This window comes from Quisquiliibacterium sp. (assembly GCF_982640115.1).
Genome location: NZ_CEXFHW010000082.1, coordinates 1 through 16,297, shown reverse-complemented (window position 1 = coordinate 16,297; position 16,297 = coordinate 1). Strand labels below are relative to the sequence as shown.

The window sequence follows — 16,297 nt, the reverse complement described above, 5'->3', positions numbered from 1 at the left end:
CACGTTGTAGATCGCCACCAGATGGTTGGCCGCGATCTTCAGCTGCATGCCCGCCCCGAAGGCGCCCACCCGCGGCGCCTTGAGCGTGAAAGCCGCGACCAACGCCGCGGCCTGCCGGCAGGCCGCAACCGGCCCGCTGAGGTACATGATCCAGGTCGCCTGCGGCGTCGGCGTGGCGGTGCCGCTGATCGGCGCATCCAGCATCAGCCGACCCTGGCGGCGCAGCGCCGCGGCGGCGCGCTGCTTGTCGGCCAGGGGCAGGGTGCTGGTCTCGATGACCAGCTGTCGCCGGCCCTCGCAGGGCACGTCCTGCAGTTCAGTCACCACCGCATCGAGCGCGTCGGCGCTGGGCAAGGACAGCAGCAGGATGTCCGACTGGCGGGCCACTGCGGCATTGCTGCCGGGGGTGAGCACCCCCGCCCGCCGGCAGCGCTGGCGGGGCGGGGCGAGCGGGTCATGACCACTCACGGGATGGCCGGCGCGATGCAGGGCTCGCGCCATCGTGCCGCCCATGATGCCCAGGCCGATCACCCCGATGCGTGCGGGCGCGGCGCTCATGACCAGGCCTCCTCGACATGGCGGCAGATCGCCCCCGGCGTGGTCAGCCACACCTGGCCGCCGTCACGGGCCCGCGCGATGTGCTGCAGCGCGCGTCGCAGGTGCCGCAGCCGATAGGGCTGGCCGACGATGTAGGGATGCAGCGCAATGCCCATCACCAGGGCCTGCTGCTCCGACTGCAACCGCATCTCGTCGAACTGGTCGACGATCATGTTGGCGAAGTCCTTCCCGTCCATCTGCCGGGCCATGATCATCGGGATGTCGTTGAGTTCCTGCGGATAGGGAATCGACCACAGCCGCTGCCCGCCGCGGGTCTGCATCGGCACGGGCTGGTCGTCGTGGCACCAGTTGAGCGTGTAGGCGTAGCCCGTCTCGGCGAGCAGATCGGGGGTCAGGCGGCTTTCGCTGATCCACGGCGAAAGCCATCCGGTGGGCGCGGTGCCGCTGTCGGCCCGGATGCGGTCACGGCATTGCGCGAGCAGGTCGCGCTCGGCGGCCTCGGTCCACTGCCCCTGGCGTTCGGCGTTGGTGTGGCCGTGCCCCACCAGTTCATCGCCGCGGTCCACGCAGGCCCTGATCAGTTCCGGGCAGTGGTCGTAGAGCGCGGTGTTGATCAGCGCCGCGGCTGGCAGGCCGAGCTGGCCGAAGAGTTCCAGACAGCGCCATGCGCCCACCCGGTTGCCGTACTCGCGCCAGCTGTGGTTCAGCACATCGGGTTGCGGGGAGGCCGGGCCGAGCATGGCGCCCAGGCCCTCGCCGAAGGCGAAGTGCTCGAGGTTGAAGCCGAGGTACACGGCCAGCCCGGCGCCACCCGGCCAGCGGCGGAAGGGCCGTCGCGTGATCGGCAGGTAGGGGAAGCGCCCGTGGTCGGGCAGGGCGCCCGGGTAGGCGGGGGCGGTCATGGTGCGGATCTCCGATGGGTGCCAGGCGCACAGGGTGCCATGCACCGGGTTTGCCGGCGGCGCACCGAAACAGGGCGCGCACGGGCTGACCCGGGCGGGCAGCAAGTCCCGTTCCAGGGCCTTCCCGCCGATTTCGCCGCGGGCGGGGCTCACGCGTGCGTGGCACGGATCGTGCACTCGGTGGCGCATCCGGAAGCCGCATTCCGCCGTCAACCACTGTCGCCCGCCGCTGAGGCGGGCTCGAGGAGCCCTGATGAATCGTCGTGATTTTCTGGCGGCCAGCGCCGCGCTGGCCAGCACCCCGGCCTGGGTCGGTGCCCAGCAGGCTGCCTGGCCCACCCGAGGCCCGGTCAAGCTGGTAGCCCAGTTTCCCCCGGGTGGTCTGGTGGATACCGTGTCCCGGCTGATGGCGCCCCACCTGTCGCAGGCTCTTGGTCAGAGCGTGCTGGTGGAGAACCGCGCGGGCGCCGGCGGACTGATCGGCACCGACTATGTGTCCAAGCAGCCGGCCGATGGTTACACCCTGCTGGTGAGCCATGCCTCGGTGCACATCTATGCCGCGGCCACCCGCAAGGTGATGCCCTTCGACCCGGTGGGCGACTTCACCCACATGGCCATGCTGGTCGAGGCGCCGATGGTGCTGCTGGTGCGTGCCCAGTCACCCTTCCAGACCCTGGCCCAGTATGTCGCCGCCGCCAAGACCCGGCCGGTGCGCTACGGCACCTCGGGCATTGGTTCGGCCAATCATCTGTTCGGTGAACTGCTCAAGATCGAGGGCCAGGCACCCCAGCACGATCATGTGCCCTATCAGGGCAGCGCGCCCGCCATGCAGGACCTGCTCGGCGGATCGATCGACGGCCTTTTCGACCCGGTGACCACCAATGTCGCCCAGCTCAAGGGTGGATCGCTGCGTGCCCTGGCGGTGTCCACGCCGCAACGCCTGCCCGCGCTGCCTGGCATCCCCACCTTCGCGGAGTCGGGATTCCCTTCGCTCACCGGTTCGCAGTGGCTGGGCCTCTCGGCGCCGCGCAGCATGCCGGCCCCGATCGTGCAGCGGCTCACCGCGCTGGTGCCCGAGATCCTGCGCAAGCCCGACATCGCCTCGCGCCTCGATGAGCTGCAGACCCTGCCGCCGAAGAGCCCCGTGATCGGTGACGAGTTCGTGAAGGTGATCCGTTCGCAGATCGACACCTGGACCCAGGTGGCTCGCCGCGCTAAGGTCGAGGTCATCGTCTGATCCGGCCCTGAGGGCCGGCAGGCCCCGGGGCGCGCGCCCCTTGCGCATGGAGAGGCGCGATGCCCTTGCGAGATCTGCTGGCCCGGTTCCTGTCGCGGCGACCCGGGCCCCCTGCGCTGGGGCCGTCCGCGTCGGTGGGCGCACCCGTGCGCGCGGCCTCGGTGGCCCAGGCAGACCTCGAGGCCGCACGACGTCTCGCTGACCTGCGGCGCGCCGCCGCGGCTTCGCCGGGTGAGCCGGAGCCGGCACTGGCCCTCGGCCGTGCGCTCGCGGAGCTGCGCGCGGATGACGAACTCGCCGGCGTCATGCGCGAGCTGATCCGGACGGCGCGCCGCCAGGGCCGCACCGAGGTCGAACTGACCGCATGCCGGTTCTGGCACGAGCAGCAAGGCGACAATCCCGAGGCTGATCTGGCGCTGGCCCAGGCGCTCGCCGCCACTGGCGATGTGGCCGAAGCGGCGGCCGCTTTCGAGCGGCATCTGTCCCGGCATGGCCCGGATCTTTCCGCGTTGGTCGCGCTGGGCGCGGCGCGCGAGGAGATGCTGCGCTTCGAGGACGCGATGGCGGCCTATCGGCAGGCGCTATCCCTGGTGCCGGACCATCCCGGCGTTCTGATCCATGCAGGTCTGTGTGCGCGCGATCTCGGTCGCTCGGCCGAAGCGCGCGAGTGCCTCGAGCGTGCGGTGGCGCTCGACGCCAGCTCGCCTCACGCGCAGTTCAATGCCGGTCTGGTCCGGCTTGATCAGGGGTGTCTGCCCGATGCCGCGCAAGCCTTCGCGAAGGCGCGCGCGCTGCGGCGAGGCGATCCCTGGCAAATCGCCGCGCTCGATCAGCACTTCGCCGCCTGTCGTCCCGATGTCAATGATCCCGACTGGGGCTGCTCGCGCCTGAAGCTCATGCATGACATCGAGCAGTTCGAGCATCTGCGCGCGCGGGGCCGGCTGGGCCCCGACTTCGATCCGGTGATTGCCGACTATCAGCGCGCCCTCGAAGATCCGGTGCTGCCCGAGGACCCGTATGCGATGGTGGCGCTCGATCCAGCCCGCTATCCGCTGCTCGCTGCCACCTGGAAGCGCCCGCTGCATGTGACCGATCCCGAGCCCCCGCCCGGTGCCCTGATCAACCCTGATCTCGACTGGGGCGCGATCGAGGCCAGCTACCTCGATGCCCAGCCGAACATGGTCACGATCGACGGACTGCTGACACCTGCGGCGCTGTCGGCCATTCGCCAGTGGTGCCTCGAGAACACCGTCTGGAACGACCCGAAGGGCGGCTATCTGGGCGCTTATCTGCAGGACGGCTTCTCGTCACGACTGCTGTTGCAGACCGCCCTCGAGCTGGCCGCGCGCATGCCGCGGGTGATCGGTCAGCGGCGGCTGGGCATGATGTGGGGCTACAAGTACGACTCGCGCTACGCCGGCATTGGCGTGCATGCGGATGTCGCGGCCGTGAATGTGAACTTCTGGATCACGCCCGACGAGGCCAACCTCGATCCCGACTCCGGCGGCCTGGTGGTCCACTCCCACGACGCGCCCTCCGACTGGGGCTTCCGGCGCTTCAACGCCGGGCATGAGGAGATCTACCGCTATCTCGAGCGTGTGGGCAGCCGCGCGGTCCGCGTGCCGCATCGAACCAATCGGGCGCTGCTGTTCGACTCCGACCTGTTCCACGAGACCGACGCCTTCCGCTTCAAGCCCGGTTACGAGAATCGCCGCATCAACATCACGATGCTGTTCGGAGCCCGCGAGCCGTAGTGCGCCGCAAGGGTGACCGAGCGCCGCCGCTCGTTTAACAGCAGCGCCTGCGCCTGGCTGATCTGGCCGTGCACCAGCATCAGCAACTCGCCCGGATCGCCGAAATCGCCGCGTTGCGGCGCTCCACACCCCGGCCTGGCTGCGGTTCAACGGCTACGAGCCCACCGTGCTGCTCCTGGGGACGCTGGTACGGTTCGGCGCTCGGGTCTCATCGGCCAACATCGCCTTCGACGATCACCCCAACGACAAACGCTTCAGCGACCGCATCGAGACCGCCACCGTCGATTCGGTCTTCTGCCCCGTCAGGGGCATCTCCGGCACGCATGGCGCTGACGCTGGCGTACCGTGACCCTGCGCCCATCCACGCCCATTGAGGCCAACCCCCATGCGCTCCGACCCCAACGCCCGCCCGAACCAGTTCGCGCTGCTTGGCCAGCGCCGCTTCGCGCCCTTCTTCTGGACGCAGTTCACCGGGGCCGGCAACGACAATCTCTTCAAGTTCGCGTTCACGGTGATGATCACCTACCAGCTTCAGGTGAGCTGGCTGCCGCCGTCGATGGCCGGCCTGGTGATCGGCGCGCTGTTCATCGCGCCCTTCGTGCTGCTCTCGGCCACCAGTGGGCAGCTGGCCGACAAGCTCGAGAAGGGGCGGCTGATGCGCTGGGTGAAGAACCTCGAGATCGCGGTGATGCTGCTGGCCGGTTACGGCTTCATCGCCAGCCATGTGCCGGTGCTGCTCGCCTGCGTGTTCCTGATGGGGGTGCACAGCACGCTCTTCGGGCCGGTGAAGTACGCCTACCTGCCCCAGCACCTGAGCGAGCGCGAGATCACCGGCGGCAACGGCATGGTCGAGATGGGCACCTTCGTGGCCATCCTGCTCGGCCAGCTCGCCGGCGGCCTGCTCATCGCCATTCCGGGTGAAGGGCCGCGCCTGGCGGCCGGCGCCTGTGTGCTGCTGGCGGTGATCGGGCGGCTGACCGCCGCCGCCGTGCCCACCTCGCCGGCAAGCGACCCTGGCCTGCGCATCAACTGGAATCCGATCAGCGAGACCTGGCGCAACCTCAGGCTGGGCAGCGAGAACATCGTGGTCTTCCGCTCGATGCTCGGCATCTCCTGGATGTGGTTCTTCGGCGCGGTGTTCCTGTCGCTCTTTCCGGCCTTTGCCCGCGATGTGCTGCATGGCGACGAGCAGGCGGCCAGCCTGCTGCTGGTGCTGTTCTCGCTCGGGGTGGGCAGTGGCGCGCTGCTGTGCGAGCGGCTGTGCCGCCGGCATGTCGACATCGGCCTGGTGCCGCTCGGTGCGTTCGGCATGACCGTCTTCGCGGTGGACCTGTACTTCGCCTCGCGCGGCCTCGCGCCCTCGGGCCTGCAGGGGCTGGGCGCCTTCGTGGCCGATGCATCGCACTGGCGGGTGATGCTCGACCTCTTTCTGCTTTCGCTGTGCGTGGGCCTGTTCAGCGTGCCGATGTACGCGCTCATCCAGACCCGCTGTCAGCCCACGCACCGGGCGCGCATCATCGCCGCGAACAACATCCTCAACGCGGTGTTCATGATCGTCAGCAGCCTGGGCGCCGGCCTGCTCCTGGGCGCCGGGCTGAGCATTCCCGAGGTCTTCCTGATCGTGGGCCTGGTCAACGCGGTGGTGGCTGTCTACATCTTCCTGCTGGTACCGGAGTACCTGCTGCGCTTCATGGCCTTCCTGCTCACCCATTGCGTCTACCGCTTCCGGGTTCGGGGTGAAGAGCACATCCCGGTCTCGGGCGCGGCCATCCTGGTCTGCAACCATGTGAGCTATGTCGATGCCGTGCTCATGATGGCCGCCAGCCCGCGGCCGATCCGCTTCATCATGGACCACCGCATCTTCGCCATGCCGGTGATGGGCTGGCTGTTCCGGCTGTGCAAGGCCATTCCGGTGGCGCCGCAGAAGGAAGATCCTGACGCCTACGAGCGCGCCTTCATCGAGGGCAACCGGGTGCTGGCCGAGGGAGATCTGCTTGCCATCTTTCCCGAGGGCAGCATCACTCGCGATGGTCGCCTCGCGCCCTTCAAGGGCGGGGTCATGAAGCTGCTGCAGGCCCATCCCGTGCCGGTGGTACCCATGGCGCTCAGCAATCTCTGGGGCAGCTTCTTCTCGCGCGTGACTGGTGGCGTGGCCATGGTCCGGCCGTTTCGCCGGGGGTTCTTCAGTCGGGTCGGGCTGCGGGTGGGGCCGGCACTGGCCGCCGCCGATGTGTCGCCGCAGCAGCTGCAACTGCGGGTGGCCGAGCTGCTTGCACAGGAGTCGGTTGGCTCGGGGCGCTGAGCGGCCTGCGGGGCGTCGTCACGGACGCGCCCTTGCGCACGGCCGCGGCCGCGGGTTACTGCCCGAACAGGGCCCGGGTATGTGCGGCGTCGACCTTGCCGCTGTGCTTGCCGGTGTGGCAGACCTTATCCCGGGTCTTGCAGTCGACGCCGTTGCTCAAGCCGAACCAGGTCAGGTCGTAGTTGGCCGGGCCGCCGGCCTCCCTGATGCGGGCAAGCATGGTCTCCTCGGCCTGGGGGCCGAGGTGCGCGCGGGTCAGTCCCAGAGAGATGCCCTGCGCGTCAGCGCAGAACTGGGCCTTGCGGTCGCAGATCACACCGGGTTCCGGCGAAAAGACGGCGCCCTTGAGCGTGGCGCTGAGCGCCCAGGGCGTTGCCAGGCTCAGCAGGATGACGATGAGGGGGCGCTTCATGGCGGGTTCCTTGGTGTGAGGGCAGGGCGCTAGGGTGCCGGCCCGGGCGGCCTGCTGCCGGGACGACACCGCAGGCATCCGGACCGTCCATCATGCCCGACCGGGAGCGGCGCCAGCCGCAGCCGTTTCATCGGCCCCCCGCCCGACGCGAGAGTCATCCGTTCGCTCAGCGATCAGCCTTCGCCTTTCCCGCTGGCATGCCCAGGTCGGCCCGTTAATGCCAGATGAGGTCGACCGCGAGGATCAGCGTGACCGCATTGAAGGGCAGCGCCGTCAGAAAATACGACTGTCCGTCGATCCGGTAGTTCGTGAGCATCGAGGCCACCATGTTCAGGGCCGCGGCGAGGCTGGCGCCCGCACGAGTCCGTGGCAGCAGCACCAGAACGCCGATGACCACGCAGATCAGGTTCGCGCCGGTGTTGATCCAATCCGGCAGCGGCTCCAGTGTCTCCGGATTCCCGGAGCCCGCTGCCGCCACGAACATGGCGGCAGCGACGGTCAGTGCGACAACCGAAAGGAAGGCACGGGTCCGGCCGTTGTCCTGGCGCATGACCGCGGAGGGTTCAAGAAGTCTTCGCATGGCGATTGGTGCAGACGCGAGTGAGAGGGATGAGCCGACAGTCATGCCCTTATCGGGTCCTGCTTCAGTCCCGCATCACTTCCAGTTGCCCGCGTATGTCGCCGAAATAGTTCTGACCGGTGGTGTGCAGGTTGAAGTACAGGTCCCCTTCGCGCGCCAGCGCAGCCATGCCGGCGATGGTCTTCACGCGGTCCAGCGGATTGCCGATCAGGATCGGGCAGCCTGCGGTCATGGAGCCGATCGGGCCGTGACTTTGCTTGAGCACGGCCACCAGCTCGTCGTTGCGGATCTCTGCGGTGAGCAGGTTGCCGGCGAAGGCCTGCTTGAGATCGCGCTTGATCCCCAGGTCCACCAGGATCGGCCCCAGCATCCCGGGCTTGCCGCAGTGGATGTGGAACATGGTGATCGATGCAGGATCGACGCCTGCGATACGGACATCGACATAGGCGCGGCTTAGGTCACGGGTGAAGCGAAGCACGCCATGTCCGGCCGACTTGCGCTCGTCGCGGTTCAGGGACGGGGTGGTGGAGCGGAACTGTCTGGGCACCAGGGCCGGGGTGTCTGCCTCCTCGCCGCCTTCCTGGTGAGGGCTGGGCCAGGCCTGATAGCGCGCGCCGATCTCAAGTCCCCGCGCCGGGTTCAGCTTGGGCGACGGTTCGGCGGCAATGACCAGCGGCGACAAGGCCATGGCCGCGAGCGCAATCCAGGCCCTGGCATGGAACGGATGGAACATGTGCGATCTCCGGGGAATCAGGCGGTTGCCTGGGTCGGCACATCACAGTTGCATATTGGCATCATGACAAGATGTGCATTTAGATGGCCCCGGAAGACCGTTTCAGCGCGCCTTTGGCGCGACCGGTCGCCCGGCCGCCCGCGCGACAATCCCCTGTTGAGGAAGCTCTGCCCTGGGAAGCCCGGCAGCGGTCAGAATGCCGGCTTCGACAGCGTTCAGGCCCAGCCCCCGGAGCAGCCGCAGCGTTGCCTGCTCCGGGTAGCTCCGGGCGGCGCCGGCAAGCATCGAATGCACGCCGCCGATGATCGTCCCGGCGACCATATTGACCGCCACCTCGAGCGGCATCGGCTCGAACCGCTTCAGGCGGATCCCGGAGGCGATGTCGCGCCGGACGATGTCGAAGAACAGATGTGACTGGTCGACATCGGGCCACCCGCACTTGACGATCAATCCGCCGATGACCGGGTGCTGCCTGGCGAAGTGCAGCGTCATCCGGGTGCCGATGGCCACGCGCAGTGCCGGATCGGGCAGATCGATCACGAGCGGATCGAGCAGGTGGCCGAGTTCGTGGGCGAGATCCTGCGCCAGCTCGCTGGCCAGACTGGCCACCGAATCGAAGTACTTGTAGAAGCTGCCCCGGGACACCTGGGCAGCGGAAATGATCTCGTCGATCGAGGTGCTGGCCACGCCGCGCGCGACGATGATCGCCAGTCCGGCATCGAGCAGACGGGCGCGCATCGACTCGCAGCGCTGGGCCGCTACCCGGGGCCGGTGATCAGGGCTGGCCGTCATCGTGGGGCATCAGCCGGGTGCAGGCGAGATGACTCGATTCACTCTGGCAGCCCATTTTCGCCGGGCCCGGGCTGTCAAGGAGTCGTGGATGCATTCGGACCAGAGCCGGCACAGGGCCGGCAAGCTGAGTCGCGCAGGTGTCGATGTCGATGCTTGCCCGACACCGACATCGCGCGCGGCCCCGGAGGCTCGATAGTAGCTGCCCGTCGGTCGTGAGCGAGCAGAGGTCCGTGTCGTCCGCTGTTCGCAACCGCCGATGCCGCGATCAGCAGCCCCGGGGCCGGTTGTACTGGGTGACCTGCTCCGGAGCCAGCACTTCCATCATCGCCAGGTGATCCTGCTCGCCCAGTGCCATAGCTTCCCGCCGCATCTTGTCGAAGAGCACCTGAATCTTCGAGCGCTGCTCAGGTCTCGGCCGCAGTTGTTCGGTCAGTTCCCGTAAGTGCGCGGGTCCGGGCCACCCGGTGAGTTCCACCGGCGATGCAATACAGAGCCGGCAAACAAGAACGCCCATCCGTTGACGGCTGGGCGTTGAAGGATGGTGGCCAAGGGCGGAATCGAACCATCGACACGCGGATTTTCAATCCGCTGCTCTACCAACTGAGCTACTTGGCCTGGGGTGCTGACGCTGCGCGACCCGGCTTGGCGCCGCGCGAAGGGCCGCAGTATAGCTCAGGAGCCCGGCCCGGCGTAAACCCGGGCGGCCAGGGCCAGGCGCTGCGCGATGCGCTCGCGCAGGGCGGGCGGGCCCAGCACCTCCACCTGTTCCCCGTGGCGCAGGATGTCGAGCTCGAGCTCGGGGGTGGCGGCATAGGGCACGCGCAGTTCCAGCCCGCCATCGGGCAGGTCGGTGCTCTGCTGTCGCGGATGCCAGACCTCGGCGCGCACCCAGCGCGCGGCGTCCGGGCTGAAGCGCAGCCGCGCCCACTGGTTCGCCTTGCCGCGGTAGATGCCATAGCCCTCGCCGACCGCCTGGTCGAGCGCCGTCTCCGACACCTGCCGCGCCCGCACGGCCAGCAGCCGGGCGTTCTCGATCGCATCCATGGCGAAGACCCGCACCGCGCCGCTCTGGTGGCACCACGCTTCCACATACCAGGCGTTGCGGTAGTGGACCAGCCGCTGCGGCGAGATCTCGCGGCGGCTGCGCTCGTTGCGCGAGCGCGTGAAGTAGTCGATCTCCACCCGCTGGCGCTGCACCAGCGCGCCGCCGATCACCTCGAACCAGCGCGGCGCCACCGGCCGGTTGTGGGCCTGGATCAGCTTCACCCGCCGGATCACCTCGTCGGCGCTGGCCTGCGAGGCGCCAAGCAGCCCGCGCAGCCGGTCCATCAGCGGGGCCACATGCGGGCCGAGCAGGCCGCCGGTGTCGAGTTCCTGCAGCAGGCGGTGCATGGTGAGCAGGGCGATGATCTCCTGGGCGTTGAACCACAGGCCCGGCAGCCCGTACTGGGGGCCGTTCTCGGCCACGCCCAACCGGTAGCCGCCGCCCTCGCGATCGAACACCACCGGCATGTTCAGCCGGTCGCGCAGGAAGACGAAGTCGCGCTTGAGCGTGGGCCAGGAGATCTCCAGCTCCGAGAGCAGCGCGGCGCGGGTCAGCAGGCCACGGGCGCGCAGCATCGACTGGATGCGCGAGAGGCGGTCGAGTTGGCTCATGGCGTAACGGGCACTCGCTCGTCGGGTCAGGGACGGCTGCCAGTGTGCCCCACGCCTATAATCAGCGCATGCAATACGCCCCGGCCAGCGGCACGCCTGCCGTCTCGGATGTCATCGTGGTGGGCCGCGGCGCCAATGGCTGCGCGGCCGCGCTCGGTCTGGCCCAGGCCGGTCTTCGGGTCACGCTCGTGGGGCCCGAGCCCCCGCCCGAGCCGGCCGACTGGGATCCCCGCATCTATGCCCTCTCGCCGGCCAGCCGCGCCCTGCTCGAGCGGCTGCGGGTCTGGCCTGCGCTTGACGCCTCCCGCATGGCCGCCATCCAGCGCATGCGCGTCTTCCCCGACAGCCGGCCCGACGCGCCCGAGCTCGGCTTCAGCGCCCACGAGGCCGGCGTGCCGGCGCTTGCCTGGGTGCTCGAGGGCCGGCAGCTCACCCGAGCGCTGCACCAGGCGGTGGGGTTCTCCGGCCTCACGCTGCGCGCCGCGCAGGTGCTGCAGGCCCGCACCAGCCCCCAGGCGGCCGAGGTCGAGCTCGACGACGGCACCTGCCTGCGGGCCAGGCTGCTGGTGGCGGCCGACGGCGCCGGCTCGCCGGTGCGCGCCATGCTCGGCATCCCGGTGAGCGAGCGGGCCTATCCGCAGCGCGCGGTGGTCGCCAACTTCGCCTGCGCGCGCGGCCACGCTGACCAGGCCTGGCAGTGGTTCGGCGATCATGGCGTGCTGGCGCTGCTGCCCCTGCCGGGCGATCGCTGCAGCATCGTGTGGTCGGCGCCCGAACCGCTCGCCGATGAACTGCTCTCGCTCTCCAGCGAAGGCTTCGCGCTGCGGGTGGCCGAGGCTGCACAGGGTGTGGTCGGCGCGTTGTGCCCGCTCGGCCCGGCGCAGGCGTTCCCGCTGCGCCTGATTCGCGCCGAGCGCATGGTGGTGCCGCGCGCGCTGCTGCTCGGCGACGCCGCGCATGCGGTGCACCCGCTCGCCGGCCAGGGCCTGAACCTGGGCTTTGGCGATGTCACCGAGCTGCTCTCGGTGATCGCCGGCCGGGAGCCCTTCCGCGATCTCGGCGACCACCTGCTGCTGCGGCGCTACGAGCGCGCCCGCCGGGAACCGGTGCTGGCCATGGCCTTCGCCACCGATGGCCTGCAGCGCCTGTTTGATGCCGGTTCGGCCGCATCCCTGCCGGCCGCGCTGCAGCCCTTGCGCGCCTTGCGCGAAACCGGCTGGCGCCTGGTCGCCGGCACGCCCTGGCTGCGCCGCCGCCTTATCCGCCACGCGGTGTCCTAGCCGCTCTCCAGGAATGCCCATGAGTCTGTTCATCGGTCTGCCGCGTCTTGCCCGTCGGCTTGCCTGCGCGCTGCTGTTCGCAGCCGGCCCGGCCCTGGCCCAGTCGCCCACGCCCACCGGCGCGCCGCCACCCCCTTCAGGCGAGGCCGCCACGGTCCGCACCGCGGTCGAGTCCTGGCTCAAGGGCCGCTACAAGGTCGATGAAGTCCGCCGCACGCCCATGCCCGGCATGTGGGAGGTCCGCCTGGGCAGCGACCTCATCTATGTCGACGAGAAGGGTCAGTTCGCCTTCGTCGATGGCGCCATGATCGACCTGCGCGCCGGCCGCAACCTCACCCGCGAGCGGGTCGACGAGCTGCAGACCATCAGCTTCCGCGACCTGCCGCTGAACCTGGCGCTCAAGCAGGTGGTCGGCAACGGCCGTCGCGTGGTGGCGGTGTTCGAGGATGCCAACTGCGGCTACTGCCGCACCATGCGCAAGGAACTGCTCGCGCTCAAGGATGTCACCATCTATACCTTCCCGGTGGCCTTCCTCGCGGCCGATTCCGAGACCAAGGCCCGCAAGGCGCTGTGCGCCCCCGACCGCATGGCCGCCTGGAACGACCTCATGCTTTCCGGCAAGGTGCCCGCGAACGCCGGCAACTGCGACAACCCGATCGCCAAGGTCCGCGAGCTCGCCCAGAAGCTCTCGGTCTCGGCCACGCCCACGCTGTTCTTCGGCAACGGCAAGCGGCAGCAGGGCTATGTGCCGGGCGAGCGCCTCGAGAAGCTGCTCGAGGAAAACACGCCGCGCTCGTAGCCGCGCTGAGCCTCAGGGCCGCGGGCTGAGCAGCCACAGCCGGCCGGGGTGCTTCATCAGGCCGGCGGCCTGGCCCGCCGCCGCCCCCGTGCCCCAGTACAGGTCAGCCCTCGGCGAGCCGATGATCGCCGCCCCGGTGTCCTGCGCCACCACCACCCGGCGCAGCACGCCGCCGCGCGGGTCCTGCGCCTCCAGCCACAGCAGCGAGCCCAGCGGCACCGCACGCGGGTCGACCGCCACCGAGCGCAGCGGTGTGAGGGCCACGCCCAGCGAGCCCGCGGGCCCGTCGCGGCCGGCGAGGGCGTCGCGCGGCGCCGGCACGGTCTCGCGAAAGAACACGTAGCGCGGATTGCGCTGCATCAGCGCGCGACCACGGGCCGGATCGGCGCGCAGCCAGGCCGCGATCGTCGCGGCGCTGAGGTCCTCGGCGGCGATCTCGCCGCGCTCGATCAGGTCGCGTCCGATGGCGCGATAGGCATGCCCGTTGTCACCGGCGAACCCCACCCGCATCACCGCGCCATCGCGCAGCCGTACACGCCCCGAGCCCTGCACCTGCAGGAAGTAGGCGTCGACCGGGTCGTCGAGCCAGACCAGCACTGGCGCCGGTGGCGTCGCGGCTTGCTCGATCTGCGCCCGGCTCGCCCGCGCCACTGCGCTGCCCGGCGGCGGCCGCTGCAGCAGTGGCACCTGGCCCGGCCGGTCGGGCTCGCGGCTGCCGCTGAGTTCGGGCTCGAAGTAGCCGGTGATCAGGCCGCGCGTGGCGCCGTCAGGGCCGATCAGCGGCCGCGCCTCGAAGCGCTCGCGCAGCCAGGCAGCCGGTGCACTGCGCACCTCACGCCACTGGGCGCACAGGGTCGGCCAGACACCGGGCGGCCGGGGCAGCGCGCATTGCGCGTCGATGGCCTGCCCAAGGCCATCGAGCGGGTCCAGGCTCAGGTCGGGTCCGGCCGCTGCTGCGGGTGCCAGCGCGCAGCCGGCCAGCGCGCCCGCGGTGAGCAACCCGCCCAGTCGCAGTGCCGCCCGCCGGCCCGCATCGGTCCGGACGATAGAATCGGGCGTTCTGGAGCGTGTGCGGATGTGGGTCATCTACCTTGAGGCTTTCGGTGTTCTGGCGCTGGTGCTGGTCCTGGTGTGGTGGACCATGCGCGGCAAGCGCTGAGCCTGCCTGACGGCGCAGGGCGCTCCGCGGCGCCGGCCGCGTTGAGGCGCCTCACGCCGCGGCGCCCTTCAATGCAGCGTGCGCGGCATGCTCAGCGCGAAGGCCGGGATCGGCGCCTCGAAGCGCTCGCCATCCTCGGCCACGCAGAAATAGCTCCCATGCATCGAGCCCGCCGGCGTGGCGATCTGGCTGCCGCTGGTGTATTCGAAGCTCTGCCCGGGCGCCAGCAGCGGCTGGTGGCCCACCACGCCCAGACCCTTCACCTCCACCACCTTGCCGTTGCCGTCGGTGATCACCCAGTGCCGGCTGATCAGTTGCGTGGGCACCGTGCCCGCGTTGGTGACGCGCACCGTATAGGCGAAGGCATACTGGCCCGCGGAGGGGTCTGACTGATCGGGCAGGTAACGGGGCTGAACCGTCACCTCGAGGCGGTACTGGCGGTCGGGCATGAGCGATCCGGGGGTGATGCCGCGGGCCCAATCGCCCGCGTGGCTAGAATGCCAGTCTATCCGCAAGCAGGCCCCAGGGATCCCGCCGCCATGCCCATCACCCATCGAATCGCCCCCAGCCTGCTCTCGGCCGACTTCGCCCGTCTGGGCGAAGAGGTGCGCGCCATCCAGGCCGCCGGGGCCGACCTCATTCACTTCGATGTGATGGACAACCACTTCGTGCCCAACCTCACCGTCGGGCCGCTGGTGTGCGAGGCCATCCGGCCGCATGCCACGGTTCCCATCGATGTCCATCTCATGGTGAGGCCGGTGGATCGCCTGATCCCCGATTTCGCCAGGGCCGGGGCAGGCATCATCACCTTTCATCCCGAGGGCTCCGATCATGTCGATCGCACCCTCGCGCTCATCCGCGATCACGGCTGCAAGGCAGGCCTGGTGTTCAATCCGGCCACCCCGCTGGGCTGGCTCGATCATGTGATGGACAAGCTCGACATCGTGCTGCTGATGTCGGTGAACCCGGGCTACGGCGGCCAGACCTTCATCGCCTCCACGCTGGCCAAGATCCGCGCCGTGCGCGAGCGCATCGACGCCTGGCGGGCGCAGGGCGGCCAGGAGATCTGGCTGGAGGTCGACGGCGGCATCAAGGTCGACAACATCGCGCAGGTGGCGGCCGCGGGCGCCGACACCTTCGTCGCCGGCTCGGCGGTGTTCGGCGCGCCCGATCCCGGCGGCGGCTATGCCGGCGTGGTCGGCCGGCTGCGCGGCGCGGCCGACGCGGCCCGCGCGGCCTGAGCCCCGGGGCGCGCGTGAATTCCGTTGCGGCCGCCGGCCGTCGCTTTCCGGCCCGGGCGGTGATCATCGATCTCGACGGCACCCTGCTCGACACCGCGCTCGACCTCGCCGAGGCGGTGAACCGCATGCTCGCCGATCTCGGCCGGCCGGTCCTTGATCCCGTGCAGGTGGCCGCCGCAGTGGGCAAGGGCGCCGAGGTGCTGGTGCATCGGGTGCTCACCGGCCGCGCCGACGGCCGCGCCGACCCGGCGCTCTTCGAGCCGGCGCTGCGCGCCTTCCTGCGCCACTACCATGACACCAATGGCCTGCATGCCCGGGCCTACCCCGGGGTGCACGAGGGCCTGCGGGCCATGCAGGAGGCCGGTCTGGCCCTGGCCTGCGTGACCAACAAGCCGCAGGCCTTCGCCGAGCCGCTGCTGGCCCGCCTCGGGCTGGCGCCGTGGTTCGCCTTCGTGCAGGGCGGCGATGCCCTGCCGCACAAGAAACCCGACCCGCGGCCCCTGCTGCATGCCGCCGCGCGCCTCGGGGCGCCCCCCGCGCTCACCGTGGCCATTGGCGATTCCCTGAATGACGCCCAGGCCGCGCGCGCCGCCGGCATGGCCGTGCTGGTGGTGCCCTACGGCTACAACGAGGGCGCCGGGGTGCAGGGGCTGGATGTTGATGCTATAGTCGATTCGCTCCAGCAGGCAGCCGGTCTCATCGAGGCGGTGCCTGCCGTCTAGCCGGCCGCACATCCCACACACTTCCCCGATCCAGCGCTTGCCCATCATGCCTTCGCTGCGAGTCTCCTCCCTCGGTCAGCACTGGCGCTCATGGCGCTGGTGGTGCTGGCGTCGCTAGCACCTCGCGCACGGCCGCGCGCCGCGCCGCCGCCCCCGGGGCTCTCGCCCCA

The 16,297-nt window shown here is 70.0% G+C and carries 16 protein-coding genes, 1 tRNA gene and 1 pseudogene; 8 read left to right on the top strand and 10 right to left on the bottom strand.

From position 1 onward, the window contains the following. A partial coding sequence (locus AC2H6A_RS10865) for an NAD(P)-binding domain-containing protein (RefSeq protein ID WP_484273402.1) occupies positions 1–558 on the bottom strand: 558 nt, incomplete at its 3' end. Continuing rightward, positions 555–1,460: a polysaccharide deacetylase family protein gene (locus tag AC2H6A_RS10860; protein WP_484273400.1), complete on the bottom strand. Its 906-nt coding sequence runs from the start codon at positions 1,458–1,460 to the stop codon at positions 555–557. The genes AC2H6A_RS10860 and AC2H6A_RS10865, both read right to left, overlap by 4 nt. 253 nt (positions 1,461–1,713) lie before the next feature. On the opposite strand from AC2H6A_RS10860, the gene AC2H6A_RS10855 reads away from it, so the two are divergent. The 4 genes and pseudogenes from AC2H6A_RS10855 (at position 1,714) to AC2H6A_RS10840 (ending at position 6,753) form a co-directional block, all read left to right on the top strand. After that, entirely contained in the window at positions 1,714–2,697 is a 984-nt protein-coding gene (locus AC2H6A_RS10855; RefSeq protein ID WP_484273398.1) for a Bug family tripartite tricarboxylate transporter substrate binding protein, read from the top strand. A 59-nt stretch (positions 2,698–2,756) separates the two neighbouring features. Next, entirely contained in the window at positions 2,757–4,451 is a 1,695-nt protein-coding gene (locus AC2H6A_RS10850; protein ID WP_484273396.1) for a tetratricopeptide repeat protein, read from the top strand. 133 nt (positions 4,452–4,584) lie between these two features. Then, a pseudogene (locus AC2H6A_RS10845) lies at positions 4,585–4,800 on the top strand (DUF2145 domain-containing protein); the annotation flags it as partial. Positions 4,801–4,836: 36 nt separating this feature from the next. After that, positions 4,837–6,753 (top strand): MFS transporter, encoded by a 1,917-nt coding sequence (locus tag AC2H6A_RS10840; protein WP_484273394.1) that lies wholly within the window; start codon positions 4,837–4,839, stop codon positions 6,751–6,753. Positions 6,754–6,808: 55 nt separating this feature from the next. Here the strand turns inward: AC2H6A_RS10840 and AC2H6A_RS10835 are convergent, their stop codons facing one another. From AC2H6A_RS10835 to AC2H6A_RS10810, 6 genes are all read right to left on the bottom strand, one after another. Beyond that, positions 6,809–7,165, bottom strand: a complete 357-nt coding sequence (locus AC2H6A_RS10835; RefSeq protein ID WP_484273392.1) for a YcgJ family protein — start codon at positions 7,163–7,165, stop codon at positions 6,809–6,811. Positions 7,166–7,379: 214 nt separating this feature from the next. Continuing rightward, on the bottom strand, positions 7,380–7,715 hold the full coding sequence (locus AC2H6A_RS10830) for a hypothetical protein (protein ID WP_484273390.1): 336 nt from the start codon (positions 7,713–7,715) through the stop codon (positions 7,380–7,382). 94 nt (positions 7,716–7,809) lie between these two features. Then, a complete protein-coding gene (locus tag AC2H6A_RS10825; RefSeq protein WP_484273387.1) occupies positions 7,810–8,427 on the bottom strand; it encodes a CHRD domain-containing protein in 618 nt (205 codons plus the stop codon). Positions 8,428–8,580: 153 nt separating this feature from the next. Then, positions 8,581–9,216 carry a TetR/AcrR family transcriptional regulator gene (locus tag AC2H6A_RS10820; protein WP_484273385.1) on the bottom strand — a complete coding sequence of 212 codons (636 nt, stop codon included), beginning with the start codon at positions 9,214–9,216 and terminating at the stop codon, positions 8,581–8,583. Positions 9,217–9,809: 593 nt separating this feature from the next. After that, positions 9,810–9,885: transfer RNA gene (locus AC2H6A_RS10815), tRNA-Phe, on the bottom strand. 57 nt (positions 9,886–9,942) lie between these two features. Next, complete coding sequence (locus AC2H6A_RS10810; RefSeq protein WP_484273383.1) at positions 9,943–10,926, bottom strand: helix-turn-helix transcriptional regulator; 984 nt, start codon at positions 10,924–10,926, stop codon at positions 9,943–9,945. 68 nt (positions 10,927–10,994) lie between these two features. Between AC2H6A_RS10810 and AC2H6A_RS10805 the strand changes: the two genes are divergently transcribed. Further along, positions 10,995–12,206 (top strand): FAD-dependent monooxygenase, encoded by a 1,212-nt coding sequence (locus tag AC2H6A_RS10805; RefSeq protein WP_484273381.1) that lies wholly within the window; start codon positions 10,995–10,997, stop codon positions 12,204–12,206. A 19-nt stretch (positions 12,207–12,225) separates the two neighbouring features. Beyond that, a complete protein-coding gene (locus AC2H6A_RS10800) occupies positions 12,226–13,005 on the top strand; it encodes a DsbC family protein (protein ID WP_484273379.1) in 780 nt (259 codons plus the stop codon). Between the two features lie 12 nt (positions 13,006–13,017). On the opposite strand, the gene AC2H6A_RS10795 is transcribed toward AC2H6A_RS10800, so the two are convergent. Both AC2H6A_RS10795 and apaG read right to left on the bottom strand, forming a co-directional pair. Beyond that, positions 13,018–14,091, bottom strand: coding sequence for an MltA domain-containing protein (locus AC2H6A_RS10795; RefSeq protein ID WP_484273377.1), 1,074 nt, complete (start codon positions 14,089–14,091; stop codon positions 13,018–13,020). Between the two features lie 141 nt (positions 14,092–14,232). Continuing rightward, positions 14,233–14,613: a Co2+/Mg2+ efflux protein ApaG gene (gene apaG, locus AC2H6A_RS10790; protein WP_484273375.1), complete on the bottom strand. Its 381-nt coding sequence runs from the start codon at positions 14,611–14,613 to the stop codon at positions 14,233–14,235. Between the two features lie 90 nt (positions 14,614–14,703). Between apaG and rpe the strand changes: the two genes are divergently transcribed. Together rpe and AC2H6A_RS10780 are read left to right on the top strand one after the other, a co-directional pair. Continuing rightward, entirely contained in the window at positions 14,704–15,405 is a 702-nt protein-coding gene (rpe, locus tag AC2H6A_RS10785; RefSeq protein WP_484273374.1) for a ribulose-phosphate 3-epimerase, read from the top strand. A gap of 14 nt (positions 15,406–15,419) precedes the next feature. Then, entirely contained in the window at positions 15,420–16,127 is a 708-nt protein-coding gene (locus AC2H6A_RS10780; protein ID WP_484273372.1) for a phosphoglycolate phosphatase, read from the top strand. The last annotated feature ends 170 nt before the right edge of the window (positions 16,128–16,297 follow it).